Source organism: Paraburkholderia solitsugae (assembly GCF_013177695.1).
Classification (GTDB): domain Bacteria; phylum Pseudomonadota; class Gammaproteobacteria; order Burkholderiales; family Burkholderiaceae; genus Paraburkholderia; species Paraburkholderia solitsugae.
Genome location: NZ_WOEY01000158.1, coordinates 24,790 through 39,024, shown reverse-complemented (window position 1 = coordinate 39,024; position 14,235 = coordinate 24,790). Strand labels below are relative to the sequence as shown.

Below are 14,235 nucleotides of genomic sequence, written 5' to 3'. Positions count from 1 at the left end.
ACACCGTGCTGAAGAATCTGGACCCGCTGCTAAATGCCGATGTGCTGCACGCGCTACGCTCGATGGGACATGGCGACGAACTGGTGATTTGCGACGCCAACTTCCCGGGCGCGTCCGTCGCGCAGGAGACGGTGTTGGGCAAGCTGCTTCGCCTCGATGGCGTGAACGCATCACGTGCCATTCGCGCGATTCTTTCGGTGATGCCGCTGGATACCTTCATCGAACGCCCTGCCTCGCGGATGGAAGTGGTGGGTGAGCCGAATACGATTCCGGCCGTTCAGCGCGAAGCGCAGATCGAGATCAATGCGGCGGAAGGGCGCGAGGTGCCGTTCGCTTCGGTCGAACGTTTCGCTTTCTATGAGCGTGCGCGCAAAGCCTATTGCGTGATCGCTACCGGCGAAGAGCGTGGTTACGGCTGCTTCGTTTTTACAAAGGGTGTCTTGCTCGCGCCGGATGCGCCGCAGCAATAGCCCCTGACCACGGCGACGAAAACCATAAGCTTCTCGATAGACAGTCTCGATCATCTCGAGATGACTTCGGTGTATTGCCGCGATCCGGACGGCAACCTGATCGAGGTCGCGACGTGTCCTCGCGCATAAGCACGGCCGCGATACCGGCCATGCCGCGCAGAATCGGATGCTCGCTGAGCGCTCGGACACCTTTTTTCTTCCCTTGATACGGCGCGAATTGCGCCGTTCACGCCGGCCCGTGCTTGGAAAAGGCGGGCAACGCACCTATCCTCAGGTGCAAAGTGGGGAACTGCGGCCGCCTGGCCGGGTCTGCTGCTTATTCATTTACAGGAGCCCCTCATGACGCGTCCCGTCGATTCCGGCGTTATCCTCATCGCGCGTATCGCCCTTGCCGTGCTGTTTTTGTGGGGCGGCGTGATGAAACTGCTGGGCTATGCGGGCTTCGTCGGCTATCTGCATTCGATGGGTGTGCCGTTCGTTCAGGTCGCCGCACCGATTGCAACAGCGGTCGAGGCACTCGGCGGTCTGCTGCTGATCGTTGGCTTCAAGATCCGCCCACTCGCGCTCATCTTGGCCGTCTATACCGTGGCAACCGCTGTGCTGGGTCACGATTTCTGGAACGTGACCGATCCCGCTTTGCAGCGCGACATGGTGATCCACTTCTGGAAGAACATCGGTATCGCCGGTGGGTTCCTGTTGTTGTTCGTGACCGGAGCGGGCCGTATCAGTATCGATGGCGCGCGTGCGCCACGCGGCGGGTTGAATCTCTGATCACGCGCTTGCGGTGGCCTGTGCGGGTCGCTTTTGATTCTGGTTGTCATCAAGGGAGCACGCAATGATTCAAAGTTTTGAGCAAACCATTGGTGGCAAGGTTACGCAGTTGTGCGCAAGTCTCGGCGAAGGGCCCACGCCGCATCGCGTCATCATCAGCCTTGCCGATTCAGCGAAAACATTGGTGGTTCTGGATGCATCCGGTCTTATCGGCACGATCAAGGCCGAAATCGAACAGCCGGAAAAGCTGATTGCCGACGCGATCACAAAGGCGCAGAGCGAAGGGCTGATCGAGCGCGCGATCGACACCGGCACGATTCAGGAAGCGCCGCTGTAAGCCGTGCGGCGGCAGTGCGTGTTGTATCGTGCGCTGCTAGCGCCGACTCGCCGACTCGCCAGTTTGCGGGTTTGCCGATTCATCGATTTGCCAATTCGCCGGCTCGCGCCGGGCAAAGCGATGAGACACTCAACGCGGTTCACCAACTTGCCCAGAGCCAGTCTTGTAGGGTTTCGAGGCCGCCGCGTGCGGCTCCGGATGCACGAGGCAGCCCATTACCCCACCGAGCACCAGCAGCGCGACCGAGATGGCCGTCGCGGCCTGCATCCCTGAGACGATCTGCGTGGCGGCTGCGCCGCTCGCCAACGCGCCGAAGGCGGCTACACCCACCGCGCCGCCTGCCTGCCGGGCGGTATTCAGCACGGCGGACGCAGTGCCCGCGCGCTTCGCTTCGACCGAGGCCAGCACGGCGGTCGTCATCGCCGGGACCGCAAGGCCCATCCCCGAGGGAATCAGCAGGAACGGCAGCAGCAAGCCGACGAGCGGCGTAGACGCATCGACGAAATGCAGCAGGCTGTAGCCGAGCCCCGCGGTGATTGCGCCGGCGATCATCGGCACACGGGCGCCGAAGCGCCCGACCACCCAGCCGCTCGCCACGTTCGAGAGCAGAAAGCCGCCCGTCAACGGCAGGAAAGCGAGGCCCGCCTGCAGCGGGGTGTAGCCGCGTACACGCTGCAAATACAGACTCAGCACGAACACCATGCCGTAGTACGTCAGATTCACGCAGATGCCGAACAGGACCGCCGCATTGAAGGTGCGCTTGCTGAATAGCGAGAGCGGCAGCATGGGTGTCGCGACGCGCGATTCCACAGCGATAAAGGCGCCCGTCGCGATGAGCGCGAGTATGAAACCGCCGGCTACCAGCGGATGGCTTAGCCCGAGCGGCCGCAGTTCGATCACCGCGGCGACGAAAGCGGTGAGCGCGATGATCGCAAGGGTCTGACCGCTCAGATCGATACCGCGTGGGATTGCTTCGGTCTCGGTCTTAGCCGACGCCGACGCCGGCGTAGATGCCGATGCTGTAGCTGTAGCTTCAGTCGCAGTCAACGCCGCAGTCTTCGCACCAGTGCCAGTCCTTATCGCCGTCCCAGTCCCAGTCATGGCCGGAGCGGGAGCTGTAGTCGCGGTCGCTCCTTGCGCGCTTTTCCGTACAGATTCAGGCCGTGGCACCCAGAGCAACGTCGCCAGAAAACCAGCTACGCAAATTGGCAGATTGACGAGAAAGATGCTGCGCCAGCCGAATGCCGCGATCAGCACGCCGCCGACCACCGGTCCGGCCGCGATCGAAATCGCGCCCGCGGCGGTCCACAACCCGACTGCACGCGCCCGGAGCTTCGGATCATGACCGTATGACTGATTGAGCAGCGCCAGCGAGTTCGGCAGCATGGCGGCGGCGCCGATGCCTTGCAACGCGCGCGCCGCGACCAGCATGGTGGCATTGAGCGCCAATCCGCAGGCGAGCGACGCGAGCGCGAACAGCACGATGCCGGCCGCGTACATCCGCCGTGTGCCGAGCCGGTCGCCGAGCGCGCCCGCCGAGAGCATTAGCACGGCGAACGCGAGCGTGTACCCGTCGACGACCCATTGCAGCCCCGCGACATTCGCATGCAGGTCCGCTCCGATCTTCGGCAGCGCGATGTTGACGATGGTCACGTCGAGTTGCGTGACGACGAAGCCGACGCTGACGGTCGCGAGAATGCGGCCGAGGGCGGGCGAGCGGGGCGTATTGGGCGAGTTCATGGTGGTCACGTACCAACGAAACCTGTTCTTGCCTGTCGCTGTAACATATTGATTTTTAACAGATTGACCCCAAGGTCGACTTTGTGGAATAACAAACAAAGTTGACTTGGATATCGTATGCCGTCTTCTGCTTGAAAAAAACGAAACCTGTTCTGGGTGCGGAGCGGCGTCGGCATCATTATTGGTCTGCAATTTACGGTGCAAGGAAGGTTGACTTAAGCGAGCGCCGAAAAGGGGCCGACCATCTAACGATACACAATGTAGATAGCGCTTCGTGCCGGCTCGTCCCAACGGCATCAACCTTGTGAGAGCAGAAATGAGTATGAGGCGTCGACGGCCGCGATATTTCCATGCGTCGTGAAATACGGAATGCAAGAACTTGGATTCAGAACGAGGCGCGGGCGAAACTAGACAGTCGCAGATGTCGGATCAGGCGGCTAATCGGGTCGTCGAGCATTGCGCCGGCGTTCAGCGGAAGTTGCCCCCGGTTCCTCTTGGCATATCAGTGAATACCTGCGGCGGATGGGTTCTAACGGACTGACACTGCAACGAAACTCGGCGCCGCAGCAGACTTGCTCTCGGCGCCAGCTTTAGAGCCTGACGCTTGCGTATCACCGCACGGATACCAGCGGCCATCCGCCTTCATTCGCTTGTAGAGCATCGGACTGGCCGAGAAACCTGTACGTTGCTTCCAGAGTTCACTCCAGGCCATTACCGTGCCCATCTTGCGTATGGCGCCGTTTACCACGTCCCGAAGCAAATACCCCGATGGTCGCCCAGGGCAGTCCGCGATCGGGCGATATGAAGCGATTGGCTCGACGAGGTCCCATTCCCGATCAGTCATGTCCCATTCGTTTTCAAGTGGAATCACGCGAGCATCGCGGATCTTGCGTGCAATTATGTGCTGCGTCTGACCATTGGAAAAAACAGGCTCTTTTGAAAACGGAGTGGGTAACGGCTTTCAGCGGGCATGCGAGTTGAAGGCGGAGAAGTCGAGTTTGCCAGCGATGAGAAATAGGACCGTTCGCATGGTTTCGAAGCGAGCGTATCCGCGTGCCTCGCGCTTGGCGGCCTGAAACAGTCCGTTGATGGCTTCGATGAAGCCGTTCGTCTGGCGGGTCTGGGTCCGGGCGACGATGCCGTCGAAGTGTCGGCGAATCAATCGCACCGCGTCCTTCATCGGTTCGACCTTCGAACGCATAATATTGGCGCACCACTGCTGCAGCATGTCGGAGACGACATTGATTTGCTTGCGCTCGAGAATCTCGCGCAGTTGCTCGCGATATAGCCATGCGCGGGCGGTGCGCTTCGTGGTGTACTGACTGACGAGCGCCTCGAGGTCGGTCAATTGCGCCAGGTTGAGTTTGTTCGAGTCTTTGTGCAGCGTCCAGCGCATGCCTTTTAGTTCCGGGTCGACCTTCTGTTGCTGTCGACGCACGGTATCGGGCGCCTTGGACGCGTGAGCGACGACGTGAAACTTGTCGAAGGTCAGCCGCGCATCGGGGAGATGCTCATTTACGCCCTTGATGAAGGCCGGTGACATGTCAATGCCGACCGAGTCGACTTGCTCGGGCTTGCCACCGTGTTGGCCAAGATAGGCCGCGAAGCGTTCAATTGTGCCGGCATCCTTGCCGGTCGTCACGAACACGACGCGCCGCGCCTGCATGTCGGCCACCAGTGTCAGATACTCATGACCGCGCCGGTACGAGGTTTCGTCAATCGCCACCGTCGTCACCTCCGACAGGTCCGCCGACGCGAGCGCCAGTTCCACATAGCGCGAGCAGATGGCGTGATCCCGGTGCCACGACGGGTTGACGATGCGTGCCACGGCAGCAAACGGCATCTGCTGAGCGAGCATCAGCACGAGCGCCTCGAACAGCAACGTGAAGCCGCTGAGTTGGCCGACCCAATCAGGTTCCACCAACCGTATCGAGCCGTCCGGCAAGCGCACACGCGGCACACGTACTTCCAGATAGCACTCGTGCTGAAAGAAATTCAAATGGCGCAGACGCTTGATTTGCGTGTCGTGCACGGGGTGCTTGCCGGCTACGTCAGCATAGGCAAACCGGCTGCCCGCGACGAAGTCAACGGCAATCGTGAGCCGGGTTTGCCGGTATCAAAGTTGACGCTTTGTACGTACCACGGGGCCCTGATTCCCAGGGCGGCTTCAAACAGTTGGTTCGTCATTGTTCGTTTCGTCTTGCATGGCTGGTTGCAGCATTCTGCGGCAACCAGCCATGACTCAGCTTATTGAATCAGTGCGCCTCGAGGATTCGCTGCGCCGGGCTTACGCCCGCCCTTGACCCGCTAACCCACCCACTGAGAATTCAAAAGGGGCGGTTTGGTGTGATTGCAATTTTGTTGGGGTGGGATTGGGTGCTGAAGAGTTTTCCCATCTAATGGGTTGCCTCGGCCTCGGCCTCGGCCTCGGCCTCGAGGGCGAGGCTGGCGCCTGCATTGCATGTCGGCGTCCGCTCAGCTGAATCCAGGCTAACTTCCGAAGACGTGCGTGCCGCGCACGGTAAGGTGCCTCAGGCGGCGAAAGTCGCCGCGGCCAATACACATCACGGCCATTGCAAAGTTGGTGGATTGCATTCTTTCAATGCAGGAATTCCTGCATTCCACATTGATCGAGTGCCAATCGTCGCGCAGACGATTGACCTTTGGATGCCGGGATCTCTCGGCGCGTACCATAACAAGACCGTCGTGCGCGTTAGTACCTGAAATTTTCTCTCGTCCGTTGTTTTCAAGATCTCGCGGGCTGCTTGATCGTTGCAATGCACGAAAATCTGTGGATCGAGGCAGAAGACTCTAATCGTTAGAGAAAACGCGCGCTCTGATAGGACGCGGCATCCGCATGGTAGCGAGCCGGGCGACCGGTCTGTCACGCCTTAATTATTTTTCCGCCGCGATATAAAATTCCGATTCCAATGAACAACAAAGCCTCGCAAACACGTTGACTGGTGCAGTTGTGAGCAGGTTTACATAAATGGCAAGGTGGATAAGCCGTCTATGAAAAACAACAGGAAAAATGCATGGACTGGTACGACCTTGACGAAGTTCTGACGGCAGCAGAACTGCCGGAAGTCGCACGCCGCCTTGGTATGGAAGTCGAACAGCGCGGTGCGAATCTGGTTACACGCTGTCCGTTTCATGAAGACACTCGGCCATCACTCGTGCTGTACCCGCGCGAAGCCGGACGACATTCGCATTTCCACTGCTTCTCGTGCCATGCACATGGTTATGCTGTCGATCTTGTCAAGAAAGCGCAGGGCCTTGAATTCAGGCCAGCCATCGAGTGGCTGGCTCGCAGTCTGAGCATTGCGCCCAAATCAGTTGCCGCTGGTCGAGGCGGCAACAGGGAGCTCACGCGCGAAGATGCGCTTGCCTTTGCGCAGCGGGTCTTTAACCAGAGGCACGACGAATCTGCGTTTGCAGAATGGTGCGAGGCAAGACGCTTCGACCGCGATTTCCTTTTCGACTTCGGTCTGCGCTGTTTGCCAGCTGGATCGTCGCTTGTTCGAGCTTTGAGGGGCGAGAGCTTCGGGCGTCGGGAGGAACTGATCGATGGCCTAGTTTCAGCGGGTTTACTGGTGCGGTTGCGGCCGGAGAGGAAACTTGATTTTCAGACGGCGTTTGACTTGGGCGAAGAGTTCCGGGACTACTTCCATGACGGACGGATTTTGATCCCGATTCGTAATGCCAAGGATGAATTGGTCGGCTATTCCGGTCGTTACAGGGCGAGCGCGGGCTCTGGACGGACGGTCGACAGGGTAACGGCGAAATATCTACTGACGCCCGGATTTCGCAAAGCAGATGTTCTGTTCAACGCGAATGACGCTCGAAAAGCATTGGTCGAATCGGTCAAAGCGGGAGAATCTCGGCCAACTCTCTATGTTGTAGAAGGGTTTCTGGATGCCCTGCGGCTACAGTCGCTGGGCATGTCTGTCGTCGCGGTCATGGGTTCGAGTCTGAGCGAAAACCAGCGTAATGACCTGATTAAACTTGTTGATGACGTCAACCCTCCCGTAAATGCTCATCTCAGCGTGCGTCTCTTCTTTGACCGAGATGCAGCGGGCTTTGACGGTGCAAATCGTGCGGCCCGTCAGCTTCTTGGCCGCTCCGGGATTGCGACAGAGTGGGTGGGTTTCGCGGCCAACGACGATGCGTTATCCGGGAAGGATCCCGACGAAATATTGGCTCCGTTGGATTACAACGGAGCGAAAGCTGCACTCGACCGACACTCGTTACCGGCAATCGGCATTCTGCTCGTCGCGAGTCTGGGCTACAAGGATGCGACACCGTTGGTCAGCGATGGTCTCTGGCACAGTATTTCGCACTACCCGCGAGAGAGGGCATTGCTTCAAGCTGCGCGTGCGTTGCGCGCTTTGAGCGGCGCCGCTGCCAATTGGGAGCAGCGACTCGAAGCGTTGGCACAACCGCGTCCACAATGGGCCGAAGAACTTCTCGTGGTCCTGCGGCCTCAGTCGACAAGTGCTTCGGTGCGGGCTACGGCAATCGAGCCATCTGTCCTTCTGAGTCAAGAGGCCCGACTCAACTATGCGCGGAAGCTGGCCGAGCACGGCTCGAGGCGCGGCGAGTTACCCTGCGACGACGAAACCTGGCGAGTCCTGGATCGAAACGGTCAATTATTCAACAGTCTTGCGCTAGATCGTCTACAACGAAAAGTCTGGAGCCAGGTCGCTCTTTACGACGCCGTACATTTGCCACGCAAGCTGTCCGGTGACGACAAGATGTTAGCGGACCCGAGGCGCAAGGTCATGCCTCATCCGGCAGACCTCCATTTGCAGCAGTTCCTCATGAACGAACTGCTCACTGAACGGCATGATTTTTCTCACGACGGACCGCGCACTTTTTCCGATTGCATACCCGCGGTGCGCTGGTATGAAACCGAGGGAGAGATTCGCGTTACCGGTTACGCGAGTACGCCTGATGCAAATCCGGCGATACCTGATGACCAGCGCGGCCCCCATGACGAGGCAACGCTGAGTTTCGCCTATCAGGTTGACATGGAGGTGCTGGAAGGTCGTCACAAACCCAGCGACCAGGGGATGTTCAGGCCGTACATTGAGTGCTGGCGTGAATATATGGCTTCGCTTAAGCGGCAGGCCCAGGCCATCGGTCCGCACGTGCATGTTCTGCGACTGGATGCAAAGCGATACTACGATGCCATCCAGCGCTACGTTGTTCGGGACCGGCTGCTTGAGTCGATTGAAGAGGCTCTTACCGTCAGCGGAGCAGAAGCGTTCGCCGACCTTCTTGGCCGACCACATCACGATGCCAAGCATACAGCCAGACACCTGGTGGATCTGCTGTGCAGTAGTCTGTTCGAACATGAATATCGCCATCCCGATGACGGAGGCGAACGCGTTAGCGCTCCAGTGGTGGGTATCCCCCAAGGGCCCGTCATCTCGGCGTGGATTGGCACGATTGCGATGTTCCCGTTGGATGCAGCGGCTCGCACGTTCATGCGCCAGCCGGGTCAAAGAAATCCGGGAAGTCCCGAAAAGCCGCGTGTTGGGTACGCCAGATATGTGGACGATATCGTTTTGCTGTCGGATTCTGAAGCGAGTCTGAACGCGCTGCGTGAAGTCGTGCAGATTGCCGCTGCGCATCTTGACCTGACGCTGGTGCGAAAGGGCGAAGCCGTAGCAGCGGGTACGCCAGATGAGGTCATGCAGCAACTGAACAACGGGCGGATACTGGCGCCCTCCGTGCCGGCCTGGGAGCCGCCGATGATTGGCGACGGCGAAACCGGGTGGGGCATGAGCGCGGACGATGGCGGGACCATGGATCGTCAAAGCGCCCTGCATCTGTTGCGGCATCCAGGTCTGCTGGATGACCCGGCCACCGTCCATGAAAAAGTACGTGAAGCTTTGCAGGCGCCGGACTTACGCCCAAGCGACCTCGGCAAGTGCGCGAGAGCGCTGTGGTGGCAAGTGGCGGTACAGGAACTGGAACGTGTAGGGCCAGTGACGGACGAGACATGGCCAGGTCTCTGGCGTGCCTATCGCCAACGCTGGGAGGAGGTATGTACCGGACACGGGTGGGCAGCGGCTTATGCGCGCCAGGGTTACGACATCCTGTTTGCAATCGAGGGTCTGGATATGCTGATGGACTGGAGTCCATCAATGCAGAAGGGGCGCACAAAGGAATGGATAGAGCGGCACAGCAAATCCCTGGATGCTCTGGCCAAAGCAATTTTGCAGACAGACGATCTGTTGCAAGCTTCGCCGCTCAAACGTAATCGGGCGCATATCAGTAGCCGCGTCAGGAAAGTGCAGTGGAAGGCGTTGCAGCGGGTGCCTGGCGTTACCCCGCCGCTCCACGTAGAATCGCAAAAGTCTACGAATCCGACTTTGACAGACTGGCTGTGCCTGGCAGCGATGCTTTTCAATCGCTACGACGCCACGCGTGATGGGCAGCCTCATCCTCTGGATCAGTTGCCCGCCGTTTTCGACCCGAACGAAACCGAGGGACCGGAAACGGTCAAAACAGCTTGCACCTACATCCAGGCGCCGGCGTTAGACCGTGAAGCCGTGGGAGACAGCGTTGACGCCGAGGCAAGCAGGATTGCCTTGCAATTTCTGGTTGCAAATACTGCCGGGCCGCCGCGCTTCAGTCGCTGGGACGTTCTCAAGAAGTATCACGACCTTATTGGTGATGGCATTTCCGGGGCGCAGACAATCTCAATCTTGCCGCCTCTTCCGGTCGCTGATGCAGGCATGTTGGCTTACAGGCAGGCAGAGGGCACATCTGGCGTGACGCTTCTTGCGTTTGCATCGAAAAGCGATGCGGAGTTACCCAATCACGTCCCGGGAGCATCCGTAACCGCAATCGGCGCGCAGCCTGTGCCCGCTTTGACGTTGCACTGGGGAGAGTCCTCGGACCTCGCTCATGGGTTACACCGCTTCGAAGGCACGGAGGCCCTACGAATTGAATTCAACTCGCTGAAGCCATCAAACCGAGCGCGGTTTGCGGCGGACCTGTACGAAGCGCTGCATGTCATCCAGGAGGCAGAAACAGACGACGACAAGGAATGGGTCGTCGTCATGGCGCATCTCGCGCACGAACCCGTCGCCGGTAGCGTCGAGGAGGTCAGTGCTTGCCGGTGGTATCTGGTTTCTGTCCCGTTGCCCAGCGCGAACCTTGGCGTCAGTGCCTGGGTTCGGGATGGTCGGGGCGGTTTGCGCAGCGTTAGCGTCCCAGGCGGGGAATACACCAGACTGTGGCGCTTGGGGTGTGCGGTAAGCGACGCGCTGGATATGGCGTTTGATATTCCGGGCGAGGATGTCCCTGAAGAAGAGGGTGAAAACGCATTAGCGCACCCGCACCAGATTCAGGATTATCTGCTGCGTCAGCAACTGGGTAAGCTGCGCGGAACGTTGATTGCAGACGCGCAGGTTCGGCGAGAGGATCAGGACGGTCTCCCCGGAACGGTCAGGCGTTCATTAAAGATATTGCGTCGTTTTGACCTTGGGCTTGCCTCTGAGGACCAGGTCAGACTGGTACTGCACACCGAGGCCGAGACGCGCAGCATGGCGATGCGCCTGCAGCGCAGGGGGCCAGGTGACCTTCGGGAACGCTTGCATCTCCTGCCAGCGCTTGTGCTGCAACGTCTGCCGCTCAGTGTGCTTGAGTGGCTACCGCTACCACGCCGTCACGGCGGCGAGTCGTTGCGGACCGACTTCGCCTTGATACTTGCTCTGGCGGAATCGTTTGGCATTGGTCATCCTGATGTCCGTCCAGAGCAGTCCACAGATGACGCGGAGCCGGGATCGGCACATGCACTACATATTGGGCTTTCACTGGCCACAGCGGGAGCAGCACTCCGTGGTCTTGTCGCAAGCACGTGGGGTATGGCGCGTCATCGCGGTCCCGCTCCGCTGTCCGCGGTTCTGCCAATACCTCCAGGGTGGAACGCTCCCGAGGCCCGCCAGCAGGATCCTCAGCTTGACTACGAGAAGGTGTGCAAATACCTGCGCGAGGACACATGGGCCGACGCAAAGGAAGCGACACCATGGCAGTGGATGCTCGCGCTGCTGGGTATCCTTGATAGCATTGCTCCACAGGTGTTAGACGTATCCGATGAAAATCCGCTGCGCATTGTCTACGAACAGTTGCGGCAATGGCAATCAGCACCATCTGAAAGTGTCGAAAACCGGCAGTGGGTGTGGCCATATGATGACTTGCCGACTTACGACGCGGCTCTTTGGAACACGCTTGTGAGAGCGCTGCCGCTCGCAATCCAGCAGGTCGACCAGCATCTGGGGCTATCGGTCCGGCAGGTCGAAGCTCCTGCTTTCCGGCGCCATCGCGATGACAGTACCTTTACCGATTCAGAAAGTCAGCAATGGATCCTGGCGCAACTGCAATACTCCGGCCTTGGCTCCAACGATAGCGTAGCTCGCGTGCAGCGAGGTCGTAGTCGTTTCGCGACGTGGACCGAGGTCCGGCGGCGTGCCGACAATGAGCTGTTGTCAGTTCACACTCTTGACGACAAGTTAGGGCGATGGGTGCATGTCGAGCCTGTCGTGGAGCAACAAGCCACTCCTGTTACACAGAAACCGGATCCGCGACCAGCGCCGTCTGCGGTGTCGACCGATGAAGCACCCGCGGTCCCCAGCCAATCGGCAGTCCTCAAAATCGAAATTGTGGCCCCCGCGATTGAGCCCGCTCAGGTCGAGCCGGGTTCAGACGAAGCCGTTAAAAATGAACCTGTCGCAGCTGAACCAGCCTCAGCTGAACCCACTACGTCTGAACCGGCGACAGCAACGCCCGCTGAGACGAGTCCCCCCTCTTTGGGTGCTGCGACCGCCGGACCTGTTGCCGACAAAACGACCGATGTCGAGCCCCCTCGCGCCGAAACTAATACAAGCGAACCTAAGACCAAGCAGGCCGGCGATGAACGCTCGCAGAAGTCGAAGTTTGACAGTGAGCCTATCCGCCGTGCGGTTCACGAGTCTCAATATGCCTCTTGGTCGCAGCGCGGGCCGGGGACCTTGGCACATATGCGCGTCGCTTTGCTGCAATGGCGGATTGAGGAAAGCTATAGTCATCCGTTAGCCGAGGTTGGGCTACGCGGCATGGCTATGCCCGATCGACAAAAAAGCAACCTGCTAAAAGAGCTAAACGTAGAAGGGGTGCTCGCGAAGGCTGACAAGGCCGCTGTACGAGGAAAGGAACACACCTGGCCAAAGAGCAATCCAACGTCGGCGCCGAGCTGGCCCGAACATCGTCGGCGTAGGTTCCTGAAGCGCGCTCTTGATGCCTGTCGTCTTTTCAAGGTGGAGTTGCTGGTGCTACCCGAGGTTTCGGTGCGTCGGGAAACGATCGAATGGCTGGAGGACGAACTTCGTCGCCACTATCCTGGCATCGCTGTTCTTGCCGGAACATATCGACATTTTGGTCAATCGATTACTGACCGCAAAGAGTCGGCTGAAACGAGTGCTCTTATTCACTCTCTGATGGAGCCGCTTACCTTGCTATGGCGGCCAGATGATGCGCTTTCTGACGCGCTTTTCGGGCAGGACAGTTCGGCGCGTACCCTTCGATTTGCGCGTGGGAAAAAATACCGCGCGGTGGCGGCCAATGAATTCTTTCGTCCCGACTGGAATTCGTTGCAGCCACTCTTCGGACCCAGTCAATTACTGGATCAACTTGGCGACTTCGATTTGCCGAAAGATCGTCTCAAGGAACTGATTCGAGCGGTTGCGGAGAGAATGCCGTCGCTGCGTTACTGCATGGAACTGATCTGCTCCGAATTGTTCCTGCTTACGAGTCCCGCGAATAGCAAGCCGTTGCAAAGAGAGGTTGCGGCCATGCTTAACCGCTTTCCCGCTCCGGCAGGGGATGCTGAAGAAATTGTGAATGGTGACTTCCGTGCGTTGGGCAGCGTTCTTTCAATAGAACAATCGCATAGCGTCAGTCGTCGCACCATCTTGCTGGTGCCGGCGGCGACTTCGCGGAGCAATGATTACTGGCATGCCGGGCAGGCTAGCGTCCTCGCGTCTGGCACAGCCACTGTTTTCTGCAACGCCGCCAAATCTATTTTTTCCTGTGGAGGAAGCTGCTTCATTGGAATTGATTCGGCGACGAAGCCACATGGCAGTTCCACTGGACTTGTAGAGACGTTGACGCCATATCATGGGTGGCGCAAAGGCATCCTTTCTGCCAGAGGTGACGGTGCGCTGTCCGATGACGATCAGGCGTTGGTGATAGCCGACATCGATCCCGTACATGTTGTAAGTGGTAAGCCACGGCCGCAGTTACTTCCTGAACCGATGGTGCTGGTGGCATATTTGCCCATTGTTGAACTGCTCGATCCCGACAAAAACAAGATTAACATGCACGGGGCTCTGCAGAGAGATGCCGCGTCGGAGTTTAAAGAAACTAGTAGCGCTGAAAGGTTGCAGCAAGCGTTGGCGACGGTCGGCACCTTGCCAGACGAACGGAAATCTCCAGACTCGTTGTGGGAAGCTTTTAACACTTTGAAGAACGCCTCGACACAGAACCTCGACGCTTCGGCGCTGGAGAGTTTCGCCGAGCATTTCTCCGACCAGAAAGCCATTCGGGATCGCTTGTCGGCTTGGGAGCGAGACAGGTTTCACCAACCACACGCCAAACATGGCTTTTTGAATCTTGAGCCGGCCTGGCTGGACTTTCTCGACGTAGATCTTACGCTTCGAGAGGGACAGCCTCTTCCCAGCATATCCGTGCCGCCGTGGTGTCAAGAAAACGAGGGCCCAGGAAGCTGCGCAGTCCCGGCTTGAATGACGGTTTCACGACGGCACGACGGGTAATCGATGTTTTCGAGGAAAATATGCAAAACGCATCTGAGGTGGCTTCGTGTCGCAGTAATATCGATTTTGTGCAGTTGCCCTTTTGGGCATAGGT

General features: G+C 58.8%; 5 protein-coding genes and 1 pseudogene. 4 read left to right on the top strand and 2 right to left on the bottom strand.

Annotation, left to right across the window (positions count from 1 at the left end; genetic code table 11):
- The first annotated feature begins 5 nt into the window (after window positions 1-5).
- From GNZ12_RS39060 to GNZ12_RS39050, 3 genes are all read left to right on the top strand, one after another.
- Window positions 6-470, top strand: a complete 465-nt coding sequence (locus tag GNZ12_RS39060; RefSeq protein WP_172317694.1) for an RbsD/FucU family protein — start codon at window positions 6-8, stop codon at window positions 468-470.
- 339 nt (window positions 471-809) lie between these two features.
- Entirely contained in the window at window positions 810-1,241 is a 432-nt protein-coding gene (locus GNZ12_RS39055) for a DoxX family protein (RefSeq protein WP_172317692.1), read from the top strand.
- A 64-nt stretch (window positions 1,242-1,305) separates the two neighbouring features.
- Complete coding sequence (locus tag GNZ12_RS39050) at window positions 1,306-1,578, top strand: hypothetical protein (protein WP_172317690.1); 273 nt, start codon at window positions 1,306-1,308, stop codon at window positions 1,576-1,578.
- 129 nt (window positions 1,579-1,707) lie between these two features.
- Here GNZ12_RS39050 and GNZ12_RS39045 read toward each other — a convergent pair whose 3' ends face one another.
- On the bottom strand, window positions 1,708-3,318 hold the full coding sequence (locus GNZ12_RS39045) for an MFS transporter (RefSeq protein ID WP_172317688.1): 1,611 nt from the start codon (window positions 3,316-3,318) through the stop codon (window positions 1,708-1,710).
- Window positions 3,319-4,279: 961 nt separating this feature from the next.
- Window positions 4,280-5,505, bottom strand: a pseudogene (locus tag GNZ12_RS39040) (ISL3 family transposase).
- Window positions 5,506-6,353: 848 nt separating this feature from the next.
- Between GNZ12_RS39040 and GNZ12_RS39035 the strand changes: the two are divergent.
- Window positions 6,354-14,111, top strand: coding sequence for a CHC2 zinc finger domain-containing protein (locus tag GNZ12_RS39035; protein WP_172317686.1), 7,758 nt, complete (start codon window positions 6,354-6,356; stop codon window positions 14,109-14,111).
- Window positions 14,112-14,235 lie beyond the last annotated feature (124 nt).

Excerpts from the sequence above, each read along its gene's own strand:
- GNZ12_RS39055 (WP_172317692.1), top strand. The coding sequence starts at position 810 with ATGACGCGTCCCGTCGATTCCGGCGTTATCCTCATCGCGCGTATCGCC.
- GNZ12_RS39050 (WP_172317690.1), top strand. The coding sequence starts at position 1,306 with ATGATTCAAAGTTTTGAGCAAACCATTGGTGGCAAGGTTACGCAGTTG.
- GNZ12_RS39045 (WP_172317688.1), bottom strand. The coding sequence starts at position 3,318 with ATGAACTCGCCCAATACGCCCCGCTCGCCCGCCCTCGGCCGCATTCTC.
- GNZ12_RS39035 (WP_172317686.1), top strand. The coding sequence starts at position 6,354 with ATGGACTGGTACGACCTTGACGAAGTTCTGACGGCAGCAGAACTGCCG.